The sequence below is a fragment of the Maribacter sp. MS6 genome (genome assembly GCF_056839185.1).
Map to the genome: position 1 here is coordinate 4398211 of NZ_CM166389.1, position 15462 is coordinate 4413672.

The following is a 15462-nucleotide window of genomic DNA, read 5'->3' on the forward strand; positions in this document are numbered from 1 at the left end:
CGGTTTAGTTGACAGAAATAAGGTTGATGTCAAACACCAATACAGAACCTGCCGGAATCCCATTAAAGTCAAAACTACCGTAGGCAAGGTGCGCAGGAATCAACAATACGCCGTTTCCGCCTTCGTTAAAAAGGGGAATGCCCTGTGTCCAGCCTGGAATGACCTGACCTAAGCCAATGGTAAGTCCATCTGGTGTCCCTGGGTCAAAAACAGTACCGTCAAGAAAATATCCGCGGTAAACCACCGTTACGCTAGAAGTAGCCGTTGGTTGGGCGCCATCTCCTTGATTTTCAATGATATAATGAAGACCTGACTCGGTTTTTTGGGACACCAGGTCGTTGGCGGCAAGATACTCTATTATTTGTGCTTCGTTGATAGCTGTATAATCAACCGGTTCTATGGGATCGGAAGTATTTGAGGAATCCGGATTACAGGACACTAGAAAAGTGAAAAGGAATAAAAAAACAGCGTATTTCATAATATTTTTTTTGCGAAGATAAAGATTGATGAAAAGGTATAGTGAATTTTGAACAAAATTTAACGAATAAGCGACAGCATACCATTCGTAAAGAGGGGATTGCCGTAAATCTAGGGGGAATGAAAAAACTGGAATACTAGGACCGCTTGAAATTTTCTATTTTACATAATATAAATTATAGTACAATTATAGCAAATTCCAGGATAGCGCATTTCCGTGCTATTTTACATAGTTGCGTTATAGCTCCTGTAAGCGAGTTATAACAAAGGAATTATGTAAAAGGGAATTTGCGGTCGGTTTAACCATATGTTCATCATAGTTACGTTATGGCTCTTGTAAGCGAGTTGTAACAAAGGAATTATCTAAAAGGGAATTTACGGTTCAGATAAACAATGCTTGTTTACATGGCAGCCGCATCAACTCGCCACCAAATGAAATCAGCCACTGGCTAATTTCTTTTGTCACGAATTTAAAAGCTAGCCTTTTAGATTCATTTAAAATTCTCGTATTCGAGGAAATGTATGCAAGATTATTTTCTACAGCATTATTCGCGAGATTTTTATTTGTTTTTAAAGGTGCTTATGAATTCTACGTATTTCTCGTCAGCGTGCTGCAACAGCTAACGGCAGTATTTTGAAAGGTCTAGTAGACCTTTTAAAATATGAGCGGGTCGGCGCGTCGGCATTGCGAGATTATTTCTTAGCCATTGCTAGCCTCTCGTCTTGATTGAAGCTTTTCTTTAGGTGCTTTTAACATTATGTAAAATACGGCATAAATTCTAGCAGCTAGATAATCTTTAGAATTTTGAGCGAGATGGCGTGCTGGAATCGACTATCTCGATGTTGAGTCCTAAGCTACGGCTGGCTCACAAAATAGAATCATCCTCAGGATAATTCTATTTTATGCCCTCTTTTTTTCTTGATACGGCAAAGCATGCTTTGAGCGAGATGAAGCGCTGGCGAAACAAAAAAATGCCAACGCTACAACCCGCCACCAAAAGTAATCAGCCCCTGGCTAATTTCTTTTGTCACGTAGATAATTTTAGAAACAATGTACGGCTCAGTCGCTATATTCTAGAAAGCATTCTAACTCTTAAGACCGCTTTGAACTAATTGAAGCATTATACAGGTTAAGAAACCTTATTACCAGCCCTCTAGAATATGGTCGCTCCCCTCGCCTACCGCGTCCGCCGTAGCTTTTTCGCGGAGGAGGATTGTTTAGCTAGAATTCTATGAGGCCATTCATTAAGAACTTAATACTACATCTTGAAATAGATTTTCATTATTTTTTAATGTTAAATAATAATCTTCTAAATATTGACGGATATGTTTTGCCCACGCTTTAGAAAGTAACGGAGGAACTGCATTCCCAACTTGAACATAATAATTTCTTTTAGTTTTCGAAATTAAATGAAAATTATCAGGAAATGACTGAAACCTTAACCCTTCTCTAATTGTTATCATTCTCTCCTCGTCATAATGAATATTACATCCAATATTTGGTCTATTAAAATGGGTATTCAATGTATAACTAGGCTTTTTAGGGTCTAATCTTCCATAAGTAGTAGTTCTGCCTCCAGTACTTTTAAAATACATTATTCTCTTTGTTGAGAACTCATCAGGAATATCCATATAATTCCCTCCTGGTTTAACGTGTTTCATAATTTCTCTGTCGGTTGGGCTTGAATAGGGAATTATCTGCAGTGTTGTTTTAGAAGCATTCTCTCTCATTAACATTTGATATTCGCAATTAGGCTTATGCTTATAAACTACCTTACCATTTTCCGTTGGTGATTCTAAATCCGATATTGCTTCGAATGAAGTAATCCATTGTTTTTTGTTTTCATCTTTGTCGAAATGTGTTTGAATCGGAGCAGTAATATTCACTCCAATTTTATTGCCAATAATAAACACTCTTTTTCTCTTTTGTGGTACTCCATAATCAGCAGCATTCAATGTATGAATGTCAATATGATATCCAATATTCTCAAATGCCTCTTTTAGATTATCTATTACTTTTGACCCATCAGATGATTTTGAGGACTTTAATCCTGTTACATTTTCAAATAGGAATATTTTTGGTTGTATTTTTTTTACTACGTTTAAATATGAATAAACTAATGCAGATCTATCGTCATCAGGATTTCTTTTACCGATTCCAGAGAAACCTTGACAAGGTGGTCCACCTATTATAACATCAGCATTGGGAATAGTTTCCAAGTCTATTTTGGTAATATCTTCATTGACAATATGATTGCCAATGTTAAGTTTATATGTTTCACAAGCATCTTTTAATATATCATTTGCCCATATTAAGTCATAACCTGCTTGTTTAAAACCTAAATCAAGACCTCCACAGCCAGAAAATAATCCGATGACTTTTATATTGTTGTTTTTCATAATCTTCTGTCTTCTACTAAGTCAGCTAAAAATAGTTCAAAGAAATCTGTTAATTGATTTACATTTTGAAACCCTAAGCTGTCTCGGTTAAAAATAATATTAGCAACTTCTATATCTAGTTGTCTTCTTGTTGTTGTGATTCCTTCGTCTCCACTAATAGCTAGATTTTGATTGTTGAATATATCAAATGCTGTATTTACAGAGTTAATTTCCGCATCTGTCAATTGATTGAGATTAGGAACTTTAAATTGTTCTATGTTGAATTTTTCAATTTTCCTAAGCCCTTCTTGAAAATTTGAATTTATCTCAAACTGAATTTGACCAAAGCAAGAATTCAAAAAAGCTGTGATAAATTTGATTTGTTCAGAATTTGAAATTGAGTTTTTTCCGTTTTGAAATCCTGATACATAAAAGAAGTTAGTTGTTAATACTACTTCCGATTGTAAAGGCAAAAAATAAACTATATGTTTTGTTCTTTCTGCTCTGGGAATTAAAATGTCAAAACTAACTTTACTATTGTAAGCACAATTAACAATTTTTTTCCATTTGGATGAAGAGTTATTGTTGTCAGTGAATATAGTATCTAAAGCAGTATCAGTTTTATGAATTACAGAAAGTCCGTTATTTGATGATTCATCATAATTTGAAGGAAAATGTATAGCTTGCTCTAAAAGCAAATCATTTTGAGTTAAAATAAAATTCCTCCTTTTTCTTCCATTTTTTATTCCAAATCCTCTATTGCTTAGTAGTAATTGAGAATATGGATTATTATTAAAATTTGGGTATATAATAGAAGAACCTCCACTATTTTCCGCTCCACCTCTTTTAAAAGTTCCAAAATAGCTGCTCAATGAATTTAAAAAAGATAAGTTGTCTATTTTTATGAACTTATCTTCTGGGTCGCATAAATGAGACCTCCATAAACTATTTGGTTGAATATTTCGATTAGTAATTTTTAATGTGTAATCAGACCTAATTGTTGTTACAGAGGTATTGGATAAAATGCTTTTTATGTTATTTGGGTTAGATAGTAAATTTGAATCTTTAATTCTTAGGAATTTAATTTCATTTGAAGGTAACTTACTTAGAATTATAATCGCTGTAGTAACTTTAAAATCTTCAAAATAATCTCTTGGGTAAAGAATTATCGCATCCACTTTGTCTAAAATGAATTGTTTTAAGTATTCACCCTCTTCATTATTAAGAAACTTAGCCATTAAAATAAAACCTGCTTTCCCTTGATTATTTAAATAGTGCCAAGCATAATTCACGAAATAATTATAAAGGTTAGGCTGAGAAGCAGAAGAAAAATAATTAGTCAAACCATTATTTGTTATAGCGCTATTCATAATCGTTTTTTCAGCACTGGTAATTGGAGCAACTTTATTATCATTTCTCAAAAATGGCGGATTCATTAAAATGACATCGTATCCAGAATTGTTAGGGTTTTCAAACATACTTCCTGTAGTTATGTTTGCATTTGTAGAACTATCAACACCCGATAGATTTTTTGAGACTAACCTAAATGTTGCTAACTGAGCTAAAAACGGGTCTATTTCAATACCATTAACTTGATTTAAAAGTTGATTATGAGTTAATGTATCACCATTAGTTAGATTCAGAATATTAAGATAATCGTATGCTGCATCCAATAAAGCTCCATCACCTGAACAAGGGTCTATAACTGATGAACTCGGATTGTCAATTGTCACTATAGATAATAATATCGATAACTCAGCATCCGACATAATTTTCCCCTTTTTATGAAGAGTTTCTTTATCATAAACTTTTGAAGTTAGCAAATTGAAAATGTATTCAGGGAAAGGGTTATCAGAAACAGCTTGAGAGCCATAACTGTTTAAGGCCTGAATTGTATTTTTAAAATATTGAATAATCGATGCATTAAAATTTTCAGGAAAAATTCTATTGGTAGAGTTTGGATGATTTGAAAAAACTTGATTAAAATCAAGTCGTAAAACTCTGTTATAGTTGTTCGAAAGCCCATTGGTAAATGCTTGTAAATTGTCATTTTGAGCTGGAAAACTTCTAAAATAACTTTGATTAGGGTTTTTAGTTTGATTGTAATAATCTTTTAAGTAAGTAAACGCTAAAAGTCTGAAAAATTCATATAAAGATAACTCGTCAGATAATTCCTTGCTATGACTAAGACCATTACTGACACTTTGATAGTTTTGATAAAAGGTATCTATGATTGGTTGCCAATTGTTAGCCCAGTCAGGAGGTGTTCGGTTTACAATTACTGGTAGTATTTGTTCAATAGTATTCTGAAACTCTAAACTTGTTTGAGTAGCATCACGCGTCTGAGGATTAAATCGAGTATGAGATTTTGGATTGCCTTTTAAAATACAAGTTGATATTGGACCTTGTCTATCGGCAAAAAGAATTAATTCTTCAATATTTGTTAAGCAAAAGTATTTCGGATAATTTGGTTCCCAATATGGTGAAAAATCAGAAACATAAGACCTAGTTTGATTTTGAAATCTTTGAGAAGTTACATCACGTGCAGTTTTCTTTACTTCAATTACAAAAATATATCTGTTAGAAGATTTTAATTTAAATGCAAAGTCAGGAATAATAGTGCTGTTAGGGATAGAAGGATGATGCTCTAACTCTAAAAGTAAGTCATAACCACAATTTGTAATAGCGTTTTTTATTGCAGTCTCAACAACTGGATGGAAGCCTGTAACTTCATCAGAGTTATACCATAGGTTTATCATATTATTTGATGTATTCTTTTAATTCATTTATTAACTCATCAATCCCGAAAGAGGTGTTATTGTAATTATTATATTCATTTAATAAAATAGAATCAATTTGCTCGATTATTTCATTTTGTTGGTTGTCATATCGATTTGAAATCATTAATGATTTACCTAATCCTTCAAGTTTATGAATGGTTTCAGTTGAGATGTTTTTTATATCAATGACTTTAATCTCTTTAAATTCATAAAGTTGTATTTTTCTTAAACCGTTACCTTGACTTCTGGAGTTATTTAAAATATTTAATCTAGTAAATGATGAGTTTAATATTGCTAGATAAGCTAACTCTGATTGTTCAATATTTACAGAATAAAAATTATCAGAAGAAAGATGTTTATTTGGGTTGTAAATAAAATCGATATTGTTCCTTAAATAGTAATTGAAAATAAAATTTCCAGACGTTTTTATTTTTATCGTATACCAATTTTTATTTTGTGTAATATTTCGCTTTACAGCTTTATATTTATTAAATGGAGTGTTAAGAATTTTATTTTTTACAGAATCTAGATATTCTTTGGTCACATCAGAAATAGAACCATTCACAGCCAATATAAACGCATTCTCTTTAGTAACTTTATAAGTCTTTATTCTAGAAACATTCTTAATTATGGGTTTAAGCTCTGGATACTTTTTTTCGGAAAAAATGAAGTGATTGTTTACAATTGCGGAAGTTCCACGCTGAATAGGTTTAGAAACAATGGAGTTTAGTGTTCTAAATAGTTTTGATTTAAAATTTATTACACTAGAATTGTTAAAAGAATAAGTCAATAATTCTTTTGGCCGGAGATTATGTGCTTTATCCGTTAATCCATTATATGTTTTTAAATCGTTTAAGTCATTTAAAGAGTAATATGAAGTCGATTTTCGACTATTTTTAGTTTTAACAAACTTGACTACTGTTGCTCCGACTTCTGCATTATCAAAGGCACTTTTCTTAAAGTGATAAATACTTGTTAAATGTCCTAATTTTAGAAATGATTCTTTTAAAAATATTCCGAAACTACTATAAAGCCAACTGTCATAAATTACGGCTACCATTATTCCATTTTCATTCAGGTGTAAAATACTTTTAAGCAAAAAATAGATATACAAATTTGATTGAGAAGGAACAGTTGAAAAACTTGATAATACGTCGTTTTTTATATTTGATTTTGAATTCACTCCATTTGCTAATAACTCTTGTCTGACATAAGGAGGATTTTGAATTATTAAGTCGAACTTTTCTGTAGAATCTAAATCAAAAAAACTTCCTTGAATTAATGTCCTCTTTGAATTATTATAGAATTTTTTAATTTCAGCATTAATTAGATTTTTATCGATTTCAATTCCTTTTAGATAGCAATTTGAAACTTCTTTTGGCAACGCTTTGAAAAAGGTATTTGGACCTATACAAGGATCAAGTATTTTAGATTTTGGATTGATGCTCTCATCTAATAAACCAATCATAAATTTAGCAAGAATGGGTGGTGTGAACACTTGTCCTAGATTTTCATTTTGTTCTGGGCTTTTTGTTTTGGATTCAAAATCTTTTGAAAAAAACAATTCTAGTTGCTCCTCAAATGATTGAATCAAATCATCAACTTTATATGGTTTTGAAATTGTATTAATCATTCTTGAGACCTTTATATTTTATTTGCTCTTCAGCAACTTTTAATGCATTTAAGCCTTCTTTTTCATTTTTGACAATATCATAAATTTTAGTTGCAATCCATAGTGCTTCCAATTCCTCAAATGAGAAATTGAAAGTTTGGCTTATTGTTTTCAAATGTTCACGTTTAATTGCTTTTTGGTCACTCTCAACTTTACTTAAATATCCATCTCCAATTTCAAGAATGGCTGCAAGCTGTCTTTGAAACATTCCAGAAGATTCGCGTAATTCTTTAATTTTTTGTCCGAGTGTCATTTTACCAATTTTTGACTTGACCTAATAAGGTCTAATACAAATCTAATTAAAAGTTCAAAAGAAACTAAATTATTTAATGCGCTTTATTACAATTATATCAACATTAATCTATTATTCCATTCTACACACATTACGCTTCCCTCCTACGTCGTCGCATAAAGAGTGTTTATTCATTATTTGTTTATCGTTAAATAAGGTATTCATGAACCTCGGAAAGAAGCAATTTTGGTTGTTTCAATATCTGGAAGTCGGATTCATTACCTTCTGAGAAGAAACTTTTAGAAAGAAAAAAATAAAAGAAGATTGTAAATACGTTGCCCGCTGACCATCTCGCTCAAAAAAGAAAAGGTCTACCAGACCTGTCTTTTTTATGCCGACCCACAGCTCAAGGTACATAACGCAAGAACAGTATAGTGCCCAGGGTGGTCAGGAAAATCCGGTAGACTTTATAGATAGCTGAGGGGCAAATAACTTATATTAGTAGTGAATCTCTAAAAAAAACCTATGTATAAGAGAATTATACTGTTGCCCGTGGCCCTTGTTTTTTTGCAGACGGGTTATGGTCAACATAATAAAGGAAACCAAGCTAGTTCCACTTCTTTCTATATAAACGTTACAAAAACACATTTGCCTTACAATGACCTGCAATTGCTAAGCATGGATGCCGGAATTGCTGATTTGGACCAAGATGGGGACATGGATATTTTGATTGCCAACGAGCACAGGCCCAACATTCTGCTCATCAATAATGGAAACGGAGGGTTCACTAACGAGAGTGCATTGCGGATACCACAGGTTGCCCATGATAGTGAGGATATTGGTATTGCCGACTTTGATCTGGATGGCGACCTGGACATCATCGTGGTCAGTGAAGATGACAAGACCAATGAGCTCTACTTAAACAATGGTGATGGTACTTTTATAGATGGTGGGGACAGGATTCCTGTTACCGGAACTTCCAATTCCGTAGTTGTTTTTGATATCAATGCCGATGGTTCCCCCGATGTTTTGATTGGGAACAACGGCCAGAACAATGTATTGATCAACACGGGCACGGGCCATTTTAAAGATGAGAGCCTTGAGCGCTTTGATGAGTTCATAGATGTTACACAAGACCTTACCCTTGCCGATGTGGACAACGACGGGGATGAAGATCTACTCGTGGGGAACGAGGATGCCAATAGACTATTGATCAACATAGGAAATGGTTTTTTTGAAGATCGATCTTCCGATAGGCTCCCTTACCGAAAAGAACCCGAAGAAACCCGTGAAGTGGACGTAGCCGATATTGATGGAGATGGTGATCTGGACATTCTATATGGCAATGTTCAGGCGTTTGTGGACAACGCCCTAAGGCAGAACAGGTTGTTGCTAAACGATGGAAAAGGGTTTTTCACTGATATTACCGACACCCGTTTGCCCAAAGATGACAATCGTTGTTTTGGAGTGGCCTTCTTGGACATTGACAATGATGGCGATCCAGATATTATGACTGGCAATACCAACGGTGACCAGTTTGGGGGCAACACGCCCTATAGCGTTTATCTTAACGATGGCAAAGGAAAGTTTATCGAAGGAACCGACAAAATAATTCCCAAGGGCATTGGTGGTAGAGGTTTTGATATCGATTTTGTGGATTTGAACGAAGATGGTATCAAAGACCTTTTTTTGAGTAATCGCGGCTCACAGGATTTTTTACTTTTTGGCAACAAACAGTAACCGTTTTGTAAGATGGTCCCTTTCCGTACACCGTTACACTCCCCCACGCTGCGGGTTCGGCAAAACAGTGTTTACTCGGGTAATTTCTTTTTTATGCCATATAACGCGGAACCTTATGATACAGATTGGTATAACCCTATGCATCGTTGTTACGATTGCCGATAACACTATTCTTCATTTTTAGTTGCAGCTCTAGGATGTTCGTGGCCTTTAGCACTACCAAATTTAGTCAGGTTTTTGCTCACGGGTAAAGGGGACAAAGCGCACGGGAATCAATTTTTTTCTGGTAATCTTGTTATTCTTCTTTTTAAGCAACACCAAATGACTGACCGCATCCTTTGGCCCAACAGGAAGAATCATACGGCCACCTTCGTTCAGCTGATCGATCAAGGGCTGGGGAACCGTAGCGGCCCCTGCGGTGACCATAATGGCATCAAAAGGAGCCTTGGATGGCCAGCCATCATATCCGTCGCCTTGTTTAACGATTACGTTGTCATAGCCCAACTTTTGTAGTCTTTCTTTCGCTGTATGTGCCAACTGTTTAACGATTTCTATCGTATATACCGAATCGGCCATTTGAGCTAAAATGGCGGCCTGATACCCGGAACCCGTACCGATTTCCAATACCCGATCACTGGGTTTTAGTTCTAGTTCTCGAGTCATATAGGCTACAATATAGGGTTGGGAGATGGTCTGCCCATCTCCAATGGGCAGCGGGCCATCGGTATAGGCATCGGATCTCAAATTTTTCGGGACAAAGAGATGCCGTGGGACCTTTCTCATGGCATCCAGGGTTTTCGAATGAAGAATACCCCGAGATTCCAATTGTGTTTTTACCATAAGTTCTCGCATTACGGCATAGTCATCTTGGGCACTACCACAGGCGCCCACCAAACATAATATTAGGCTCATACCGCCTTCAACTATAGTATTCAATCTACACATCATGACATCAAGGAATTTTTTGTTACACCATTTCTAAAGCTCGCTTCTCGTTTTTATTCTATCGCCAATGTAGTACCAGACGTAGAAGAAAACAATGATGTAAATCATGTTAGAAAAACAATGATCTTGCTTTGCAGCCACTTCATACTAGAAAGCCCATTTCACACCTGTTGCCCTCCCTCCTACTATACTTCGGTTACTATGGATGTACCTACAAGGTTTTTTACGTTAGTTCACGAAATTTTGTTTCCCGGAAGGGATTAAAATGATATTTATCATATCCAATGGCTTCATCAACAGCTAATTTTAAGCTATTAAATACCTGTGTAGCAACCTAGAACATAGAATATGGCTTAATAGCATCCTTCATGGAAAAAATCAAGGAAATCAAGAAATTCGGTATGATGGCAGGGGTATTCACCCCTACGTTTCTTACGGTTCTCGGAGTCATTATGTACATACGGCATCCTTGGGTGGTGGGGAATGCCGGGGTAATGGGAGCGCTGTTAATTATTGCAGTGGCGGTGGCGATTACCTTGTCCACAGCGTTGTCCCTATCAAGTATCACCACGAATATCCGTATCGGGTCCGGCGGCGCGTTCAGTCTTATTTCCCAATCGCTAGGACTTGAAATTGGCGGTGCCATTGGGATACCGTTCTTCTTCTCGCAGGCCATCGCTGTAGCGATGTATATTTTCGGTTTCCGGGAAGGACTACAATCGATTTTACCCGACGTTAGTCCGTTGCTGTTAGACATTTTCGTCTTTGCACTGGTCCTTACCATAGCCTTTATAAGCACCAGTTTTGCCTTTAAGATCCAATACGTGATTATGGCCATCATCATCTTGTCCATCGCGTCTATTGTAGGCGGACTCTTTGTTACCGATCTCAATTACGATTTTGTATGGTTTGGAAATTATCCAGGATCAAAGGAGAATAATTTTGGAGGCTCCTCATTTTGGTTAGTGTTTGCGGTATTCTTCCCTGCAGTGACCGGGGTAATGGCCGGGGCGAATATGTCGGGTGACCTTGAAAACCCTAGAAGAAGCATCCCAAGGGGAACCATAAGTGCCGTGCTTTTATCTACTTTGGTGTATATGGGGCTGGTTGTTGTGGCCGCATTGCTGGCTACTCCAAAGGAGCTTGTTGAAAATTATAATGTGTTTATCGATAAGTCCTATTTTGCCCCTGTTGTGCTTGCCGGTTTATTGGGGGCTACGCTTTCCTCCGCGTTGGGTTCGTTCGTAGGCGCTCCCAGAATATTACTTGCCCTGGGAGAGAAACGAATTCTTCCCAAAAGCGATTTTTTATCCAAAACCAATAAAAAAGGGGAACCCTTTAATGCCATGATCATTACGGCGATTATCGTACTTGTTGGGCTGTCGCTCCGCAATCTGAATACGATTGCTCCGTTGATCACCATGTTCTTCATGATTACCTACGCTATGGTCAACGTAGTGGCCTTAATAGAACAGTCGCTGGCACTTCCTAGTTTTAGGCCTACTTTGAAAATTCCTATAATTGTTCCCTTAATTGGGGCTTTTGGTTCGCTAACCGTAATGTTCATCATCAACGCGGCCTTTGCCTTGGCATCCCTCATATTGATTGTTTTCTTTTACTATTATTTGGTAAAGAAAAAACTAAAGTCCGATGCAGGGGACTCCCGTAGTGGACTTTTCACTGCCTTGGCGGCATGGGCGACGAAGAAAACAACAGAATTGAGTCCGACCAGGGAGGTGCGTTCATGGAGGCCGGATCTACTGATTCCCGTTACAGCACCCAAGGAAATAAGACGTTCCTTTAAACTGATTGAAAGCATTGTTGCCCCAAAGGGTTCTATCAAATTTTTGGCCGTAAGCAATTTGGACAAGGATTTTGGGGATAGGTTGATCAATTTCCTTCCTGAAGTAAGCCACCGCCTAAAATCAAAAAATATAGCGACCAGCTATACCTATGTAAGCGGAAACGATTTTGCGGAATCTATAAAAATAAGCATGCAGTCGCTTAATGCCGCCTTTTTCAAACCCAATACCGTCTTCTTATCGGTAAGTGGCGATGGGAAGTTCAACGAAAGTTATACGAATATCATTGAAATTGCCAAACGCAATGGCTATGGGGTGCTGCTGTATGTTCCTTTTGAAAATGTGGGCCTTTCCCTTGAGAAGGATATTACCCTTTGGCTCAAAGATTTTTCCCCGGCTTGGAAAACGAATTATGACATTAGTAACAATGATCTTTCAGTGCTGATCGCCTTGTTACTTCAAAAAAATTGGAAGGGGAATATCAACGTGCGTATGGCCATCGACCATCAAAATAACAGTTCAGAAAAAGATATATCCGTATTGAAAGATCTAGTACGTTTTCCAATAAATTCAAAAATAGAGCATTATGCCCTAGAGGATGAACTCATGTTGCTGACCACAAACCGCACCGACCTGAATATACTTCCGCTCTCAAATGATTTGGATATGGAGGACATGATAAAAATTACCGAGTTTTCGAGAACTTCTGCAATTTTTTGCATGGATAGTTTTAGTGAAAATGCCTTGGTTTAACCTATAGTTGAACTTCTTTTTTACTAGCGCTATGTTTCCATTTTTATGAAATATAGCCTTTATGAGAGCGACTTGTTATTTATTGCGATATTAAAAGAGAAAGAATCTTTGAAAATATAGTGACTTGTTACGGCTGGCAATCCTTACATGGGATTCCTTTTAATTAATTCACATAGCATCAAATCTTCCATAGGGGCGGGAAAACGCAAAACTTTTAGTTTTTAAGGGATTTCATATCAATCACAAAACGGTATTTTACATCGCTGTTCAGCATACGTTCATACGCCGTATTAATCTCTTGCATTTTAATGACCTCCACGTCTGAGGTTATATCATGCTTTCCGCAGAAATCCAATAATTCTTGTGTTTCGGCTATACCACCAATCAATGAACCGGCAACGGACTTACGTCCCATAATCATGGGTATGGTCATTAACATAGGATCTAAGGGGCCTAAATAGCCCACAACCACCAAGGTGCCATTGGTATTAAGCGTAGCAACGTAGGGGTTTAAATCGTGGGCATAGGGAACCGTGTCTATAATGACATCGAAACGCCCCATCGCTTTGTTCATTTGGGCCTCATCAGTGGAAATAATAACGGCGTCTGCGCCCAAGGCTTTTGCATCTGCTATCTTGTTTGTAGATCTTGAAAACAAGGTAACATGTGCTCCCAATGCATGGGCTAATTTTATCGCCATATGACCTAGTCCGCCCAAGCCAACAACAGCCACGGTACTATTTTTTCCAACATTCCAATGCCGCAAAGGAGACCACGTGGTAATGCCTGCACATAAAACAGGTGCGATACCGGCATGATCTAGATTTCCTGGAACGCGCAGGACAAAGGCTTCATCTACAACAATGCTTTCAGAATAACCCCCATGGGTATTCGTATCTAAGTGTTTGTCATAGCCACCATAGGTACCCACCCATTCCGGGCAATACTGTTCCAAGTCGTCTTTACAATTGCTGCAGGTTCTGCAAGAATCTACCAAACAGCCTACGGCAACCAAATCACCTACGGTATATTTCGTAACGCTTGAACCTATTTGACTAACCCTACCTACAATTTCATGACCAGGCACGACAGGGTATTGGGTCATCCCCCAATCGTTGCGTGCAAAATGCAAATCAGAATGGCATACACCACAAAATAAGATGTCAATTTCCACATCGGTTGGCGTTACTTCCCTACGTGTAATACTTACCTGTTCCAGAGACGCATCGGCAGCTTCCGTACCGTAGGCGTTTACTTGTTTTGTGTTCATTTTGATGCTATTTTATTGTTGGCTGTTAGTCCTTACCGATTCCTTTAAATATACAAAAAATCCTTATCGTATTGGAAGTATAGGGATTCCGTTTTGTGCGCCTTTGAGCATACTGCATTGTTGTATATTCATGGATTGGTAAACACCCGCTTTCGCTCTCCTACTGCCCTCGGTTCAAATAATACCTGTTTAGCCATACCTTGCTAGTTGTTTTTTAATGGTATTCATGCATCTTGCATTGACATATAATCTAGCTATAATATACTTATTGTTAAGTATTTAATTGTGTTTTAGAAACAAAAAAAGCGGGATAAATATCCCGCTTAATCCGTTTAATGGGAAAGCTTATTCTTCTTCTCGTACCAGTTGAAAGTCCTGCACCGTCTTATTTGCAGCGGTTATTTGGACGTCTTCAGCAGTTTGCATTATATACCCTTCTTTTTCAGTTTCTACGGTATACGAACCGGCTTCCAGTCCCATAATCATATAACCACCATCAACATCTGAAAAAGTGGTAGTATTAAGTGTATCTGCAATGAAAACTGCCACTTGGGCACCCTCTACACCAACGGTTGAGCCCTCTTCTACTTCTGTAATAAGGCCAGCAAGGGTTCCCGCCGTTGAGAGGTTACTTACCTTAATTACAGGTTTAAAGTTAAAACCGTTAAGATTATTAATTCCTCCCTTGGCCACAAAAGATTTGCTGACATCAAAATCAAGCAAAAGGTCAGAAGTTAGTCCGCCATTTACGATAAGTGTTGGTTTTATAAATATTTTGATACCCGATTGTGAACCACTTGGTACCTTTAAATCATAGGAAGTACCATCAGTTAGCACTACATTAATTCCCTTTACGTACACTCTAATTAAATCATATGATCCTACCGGCACATCTGTATCTACCAAGGTATTGGTAAGACCATTGGTAAGCTCTAAAAGATTAATCGGTACTTCATCTTCCATAAGGACGATAAAACGTTTTGCTTGGTTCGCTTCATCATTCATGTCATCACTGTCAGTACTCTCGTCATCTAATGCTATATCGCCTTTATAACGGGCGTCAATTTTAAAAACAGTCACATTTGCCTCCGCAACCAAGTCATGTGGAAATGGCGCATCTGTTAATTGCACCTTGAGTCGACCAAAGTCACTACTCGTATTATTATCATCTGAACAGCTTATAAATAGGCTACTTAAGCCAATTAGAAAAATTGAAAAGAAACTAAACTTCATCGTATACTAATTTAATAAGAGTTTATATATATCGGCCAATAAACAACTAATACGCTTTAGACCCTACTAGAAATTTCAGGTTTTCGATGAACTACTTCCACTAACATTATAAATGCATAAAAAAAAGCTTGTATACAACACTTTGGTTGTTACAAGCTTTTTATAATATCGTACTGCTT

10 protein-coding genes are annotated in these 15462 nt (G+C 36.8%); 2 read left to right on the forward strand and 8 right to left on the reverse strand.

Annotated elements, in window-relative coordinates; all coding sequences use genetic code 11:
- Positions 1-4: 4 nt before the first annotated feature.
- The 5 genes from MS6x_RS19115 to MS6x_RS19135 form a co-directional block, all read right to left on the reverse strand.
- Positions 5-478: an FKBP-type peptidyl-prolyl cis-trans isomerase gene (locus MS6x_RS19115; RefSeq protein ID WP_482604391.1), complete on the reverse strand. Its 474-nt coding sequence runs from the start codon at positions 476-478 to the stop codon at positions 5-7.
- Between the two features lie 1244 nt (positions 479-1722).
- The gene (locus MS6x_RS19120) at positions 1723-2877 is read right to left on the reverse strand and encodes a DNA cytosine methyltransferase (RefSeq protein WP_482604393.1); all 1155 of its coding nucleotides are present in this window, start codon (positions 2875-2877) and stop codon (positions 1723-1725) included.
- Positions 2874-5615 (reverse strand): BpuSI family type II restriction endonuclease, encoded by a 2742-nt coding sequence (locus MS6x_RS19125; protein ID WP_482604394.1) that lies wholly within the window; start codon positions 5613-5615, stop codon positions 2874-2876. The genes MS6x_RS19120 and MS6x_RS19125 overlap by 4 nt, the downstream gene beginning before the upstream one ends.
- A gap of 1 nt (position 5616) precedes the next feature.
- Positions 5617-7269 (reverse strand): Eco57I restriction-modification methylase domain-containing protein, encoded by a 1653-nt coding sequence (locus MS6x_RS19130; RefSeq protein WP_482604396.1) that lies wholly within the window; start codon positions 7267-7269, stop codon positions 5617-5619.
- Positions 7262-7561 carry a helix-turn-helix domain-containing protein gene (locus MS6x_RS19135; RefSeq protein WP_482604398.1) on the reverse strand — a complete coding sequence of 100 codons (300 nt, stop codon included), beginning with the start codon at positions 7559-7561 and terminating at the stop codon, positions 7262-7264. The genes MS6x_RS19130 and MS6x_RS19135 overlap by 8 nt, the downstream gene beginning before the upstream one ends.
- A 504-nt stretch (positions 7562-8065) precedes the next feature.
- On the opposite strand from MS6x_RS19135, the gene MS6x_RS19140 reads away from it, so the two are divergent.
- The gene (locus MS6x_RS19140; protein WP_482604400.1) at positions 8066-9280 is read left to right on the forward strand and encodes an FG-GAP repeat domain-containing protein; all 1215 of its coding nucleotides are present in this window, start codon (positions 8066-8068) and stop codon (positions 9278-9280) included.
- 225 nt (positions 9281-9505) lie between these two features.
- Here MS6x_RS19140 and MS6x_RS19145 read toward each other — a convergent pair whose 3' ends face one another.
- Positions 9506-10192, reverse strand: coding sequence for a protein-L-isoaspartate(D-aspartate) O-methyltransferase (locus MS6x_RS19145; protein WP_482604402.1), 687 nt, complete (start codon positions 10190-10192; stop codon positions 9506-9508).
- Between the two features lie 401 nt (positions 10193-10593).
- Between MS6x_RS19145 and MS6x_RS19150 the strand changes: the two genes are divergently transcribed.
- Entirely contained in the window at positions 10594-12780 is a 2187-nt protein-coding gene (locus MS6x_RS19150) for an amino acid permease (RefSeq protein WP_482604404.1), read from the forward strand.
- A gap of 214 nt (positions 12781-12994) precedes the next feature.
- Here the strand turns inward: MS6x_RS19150 and MS6x_RS19155 are convergent, their stop codons facing one another.
- Both MS6x_RS19155 and MS6x_RS19160 read right to left on the reverse strand, forming a co-directional pair.
- Positions 12995-14050 (reverse strand): NAD(P)-dependent alcohol dehydrogenase, encoded by a 1056-nt coding sequence (locus MS6x_RS19155; RefSeq protein ID WP_482604405.1) that lies wholly within the window; start codon positions 14048-14050, stop codon positions 12995-12997.
- Between the two features lie 345 nt (positions 14051-14395).
- Positions 14396-15283, reverse strand: a complete 888-nt coding sequence (locus MS6x_RS19160) for a DUF4382 domain-containing protein (RefSeq protein ID WP_482604407.1) — start codon at positions 15281-15283, stop codon at positions 14396-14398.
- Between the last annotated feature and the right edge of the window lie 179 nt (positions 15284-15462).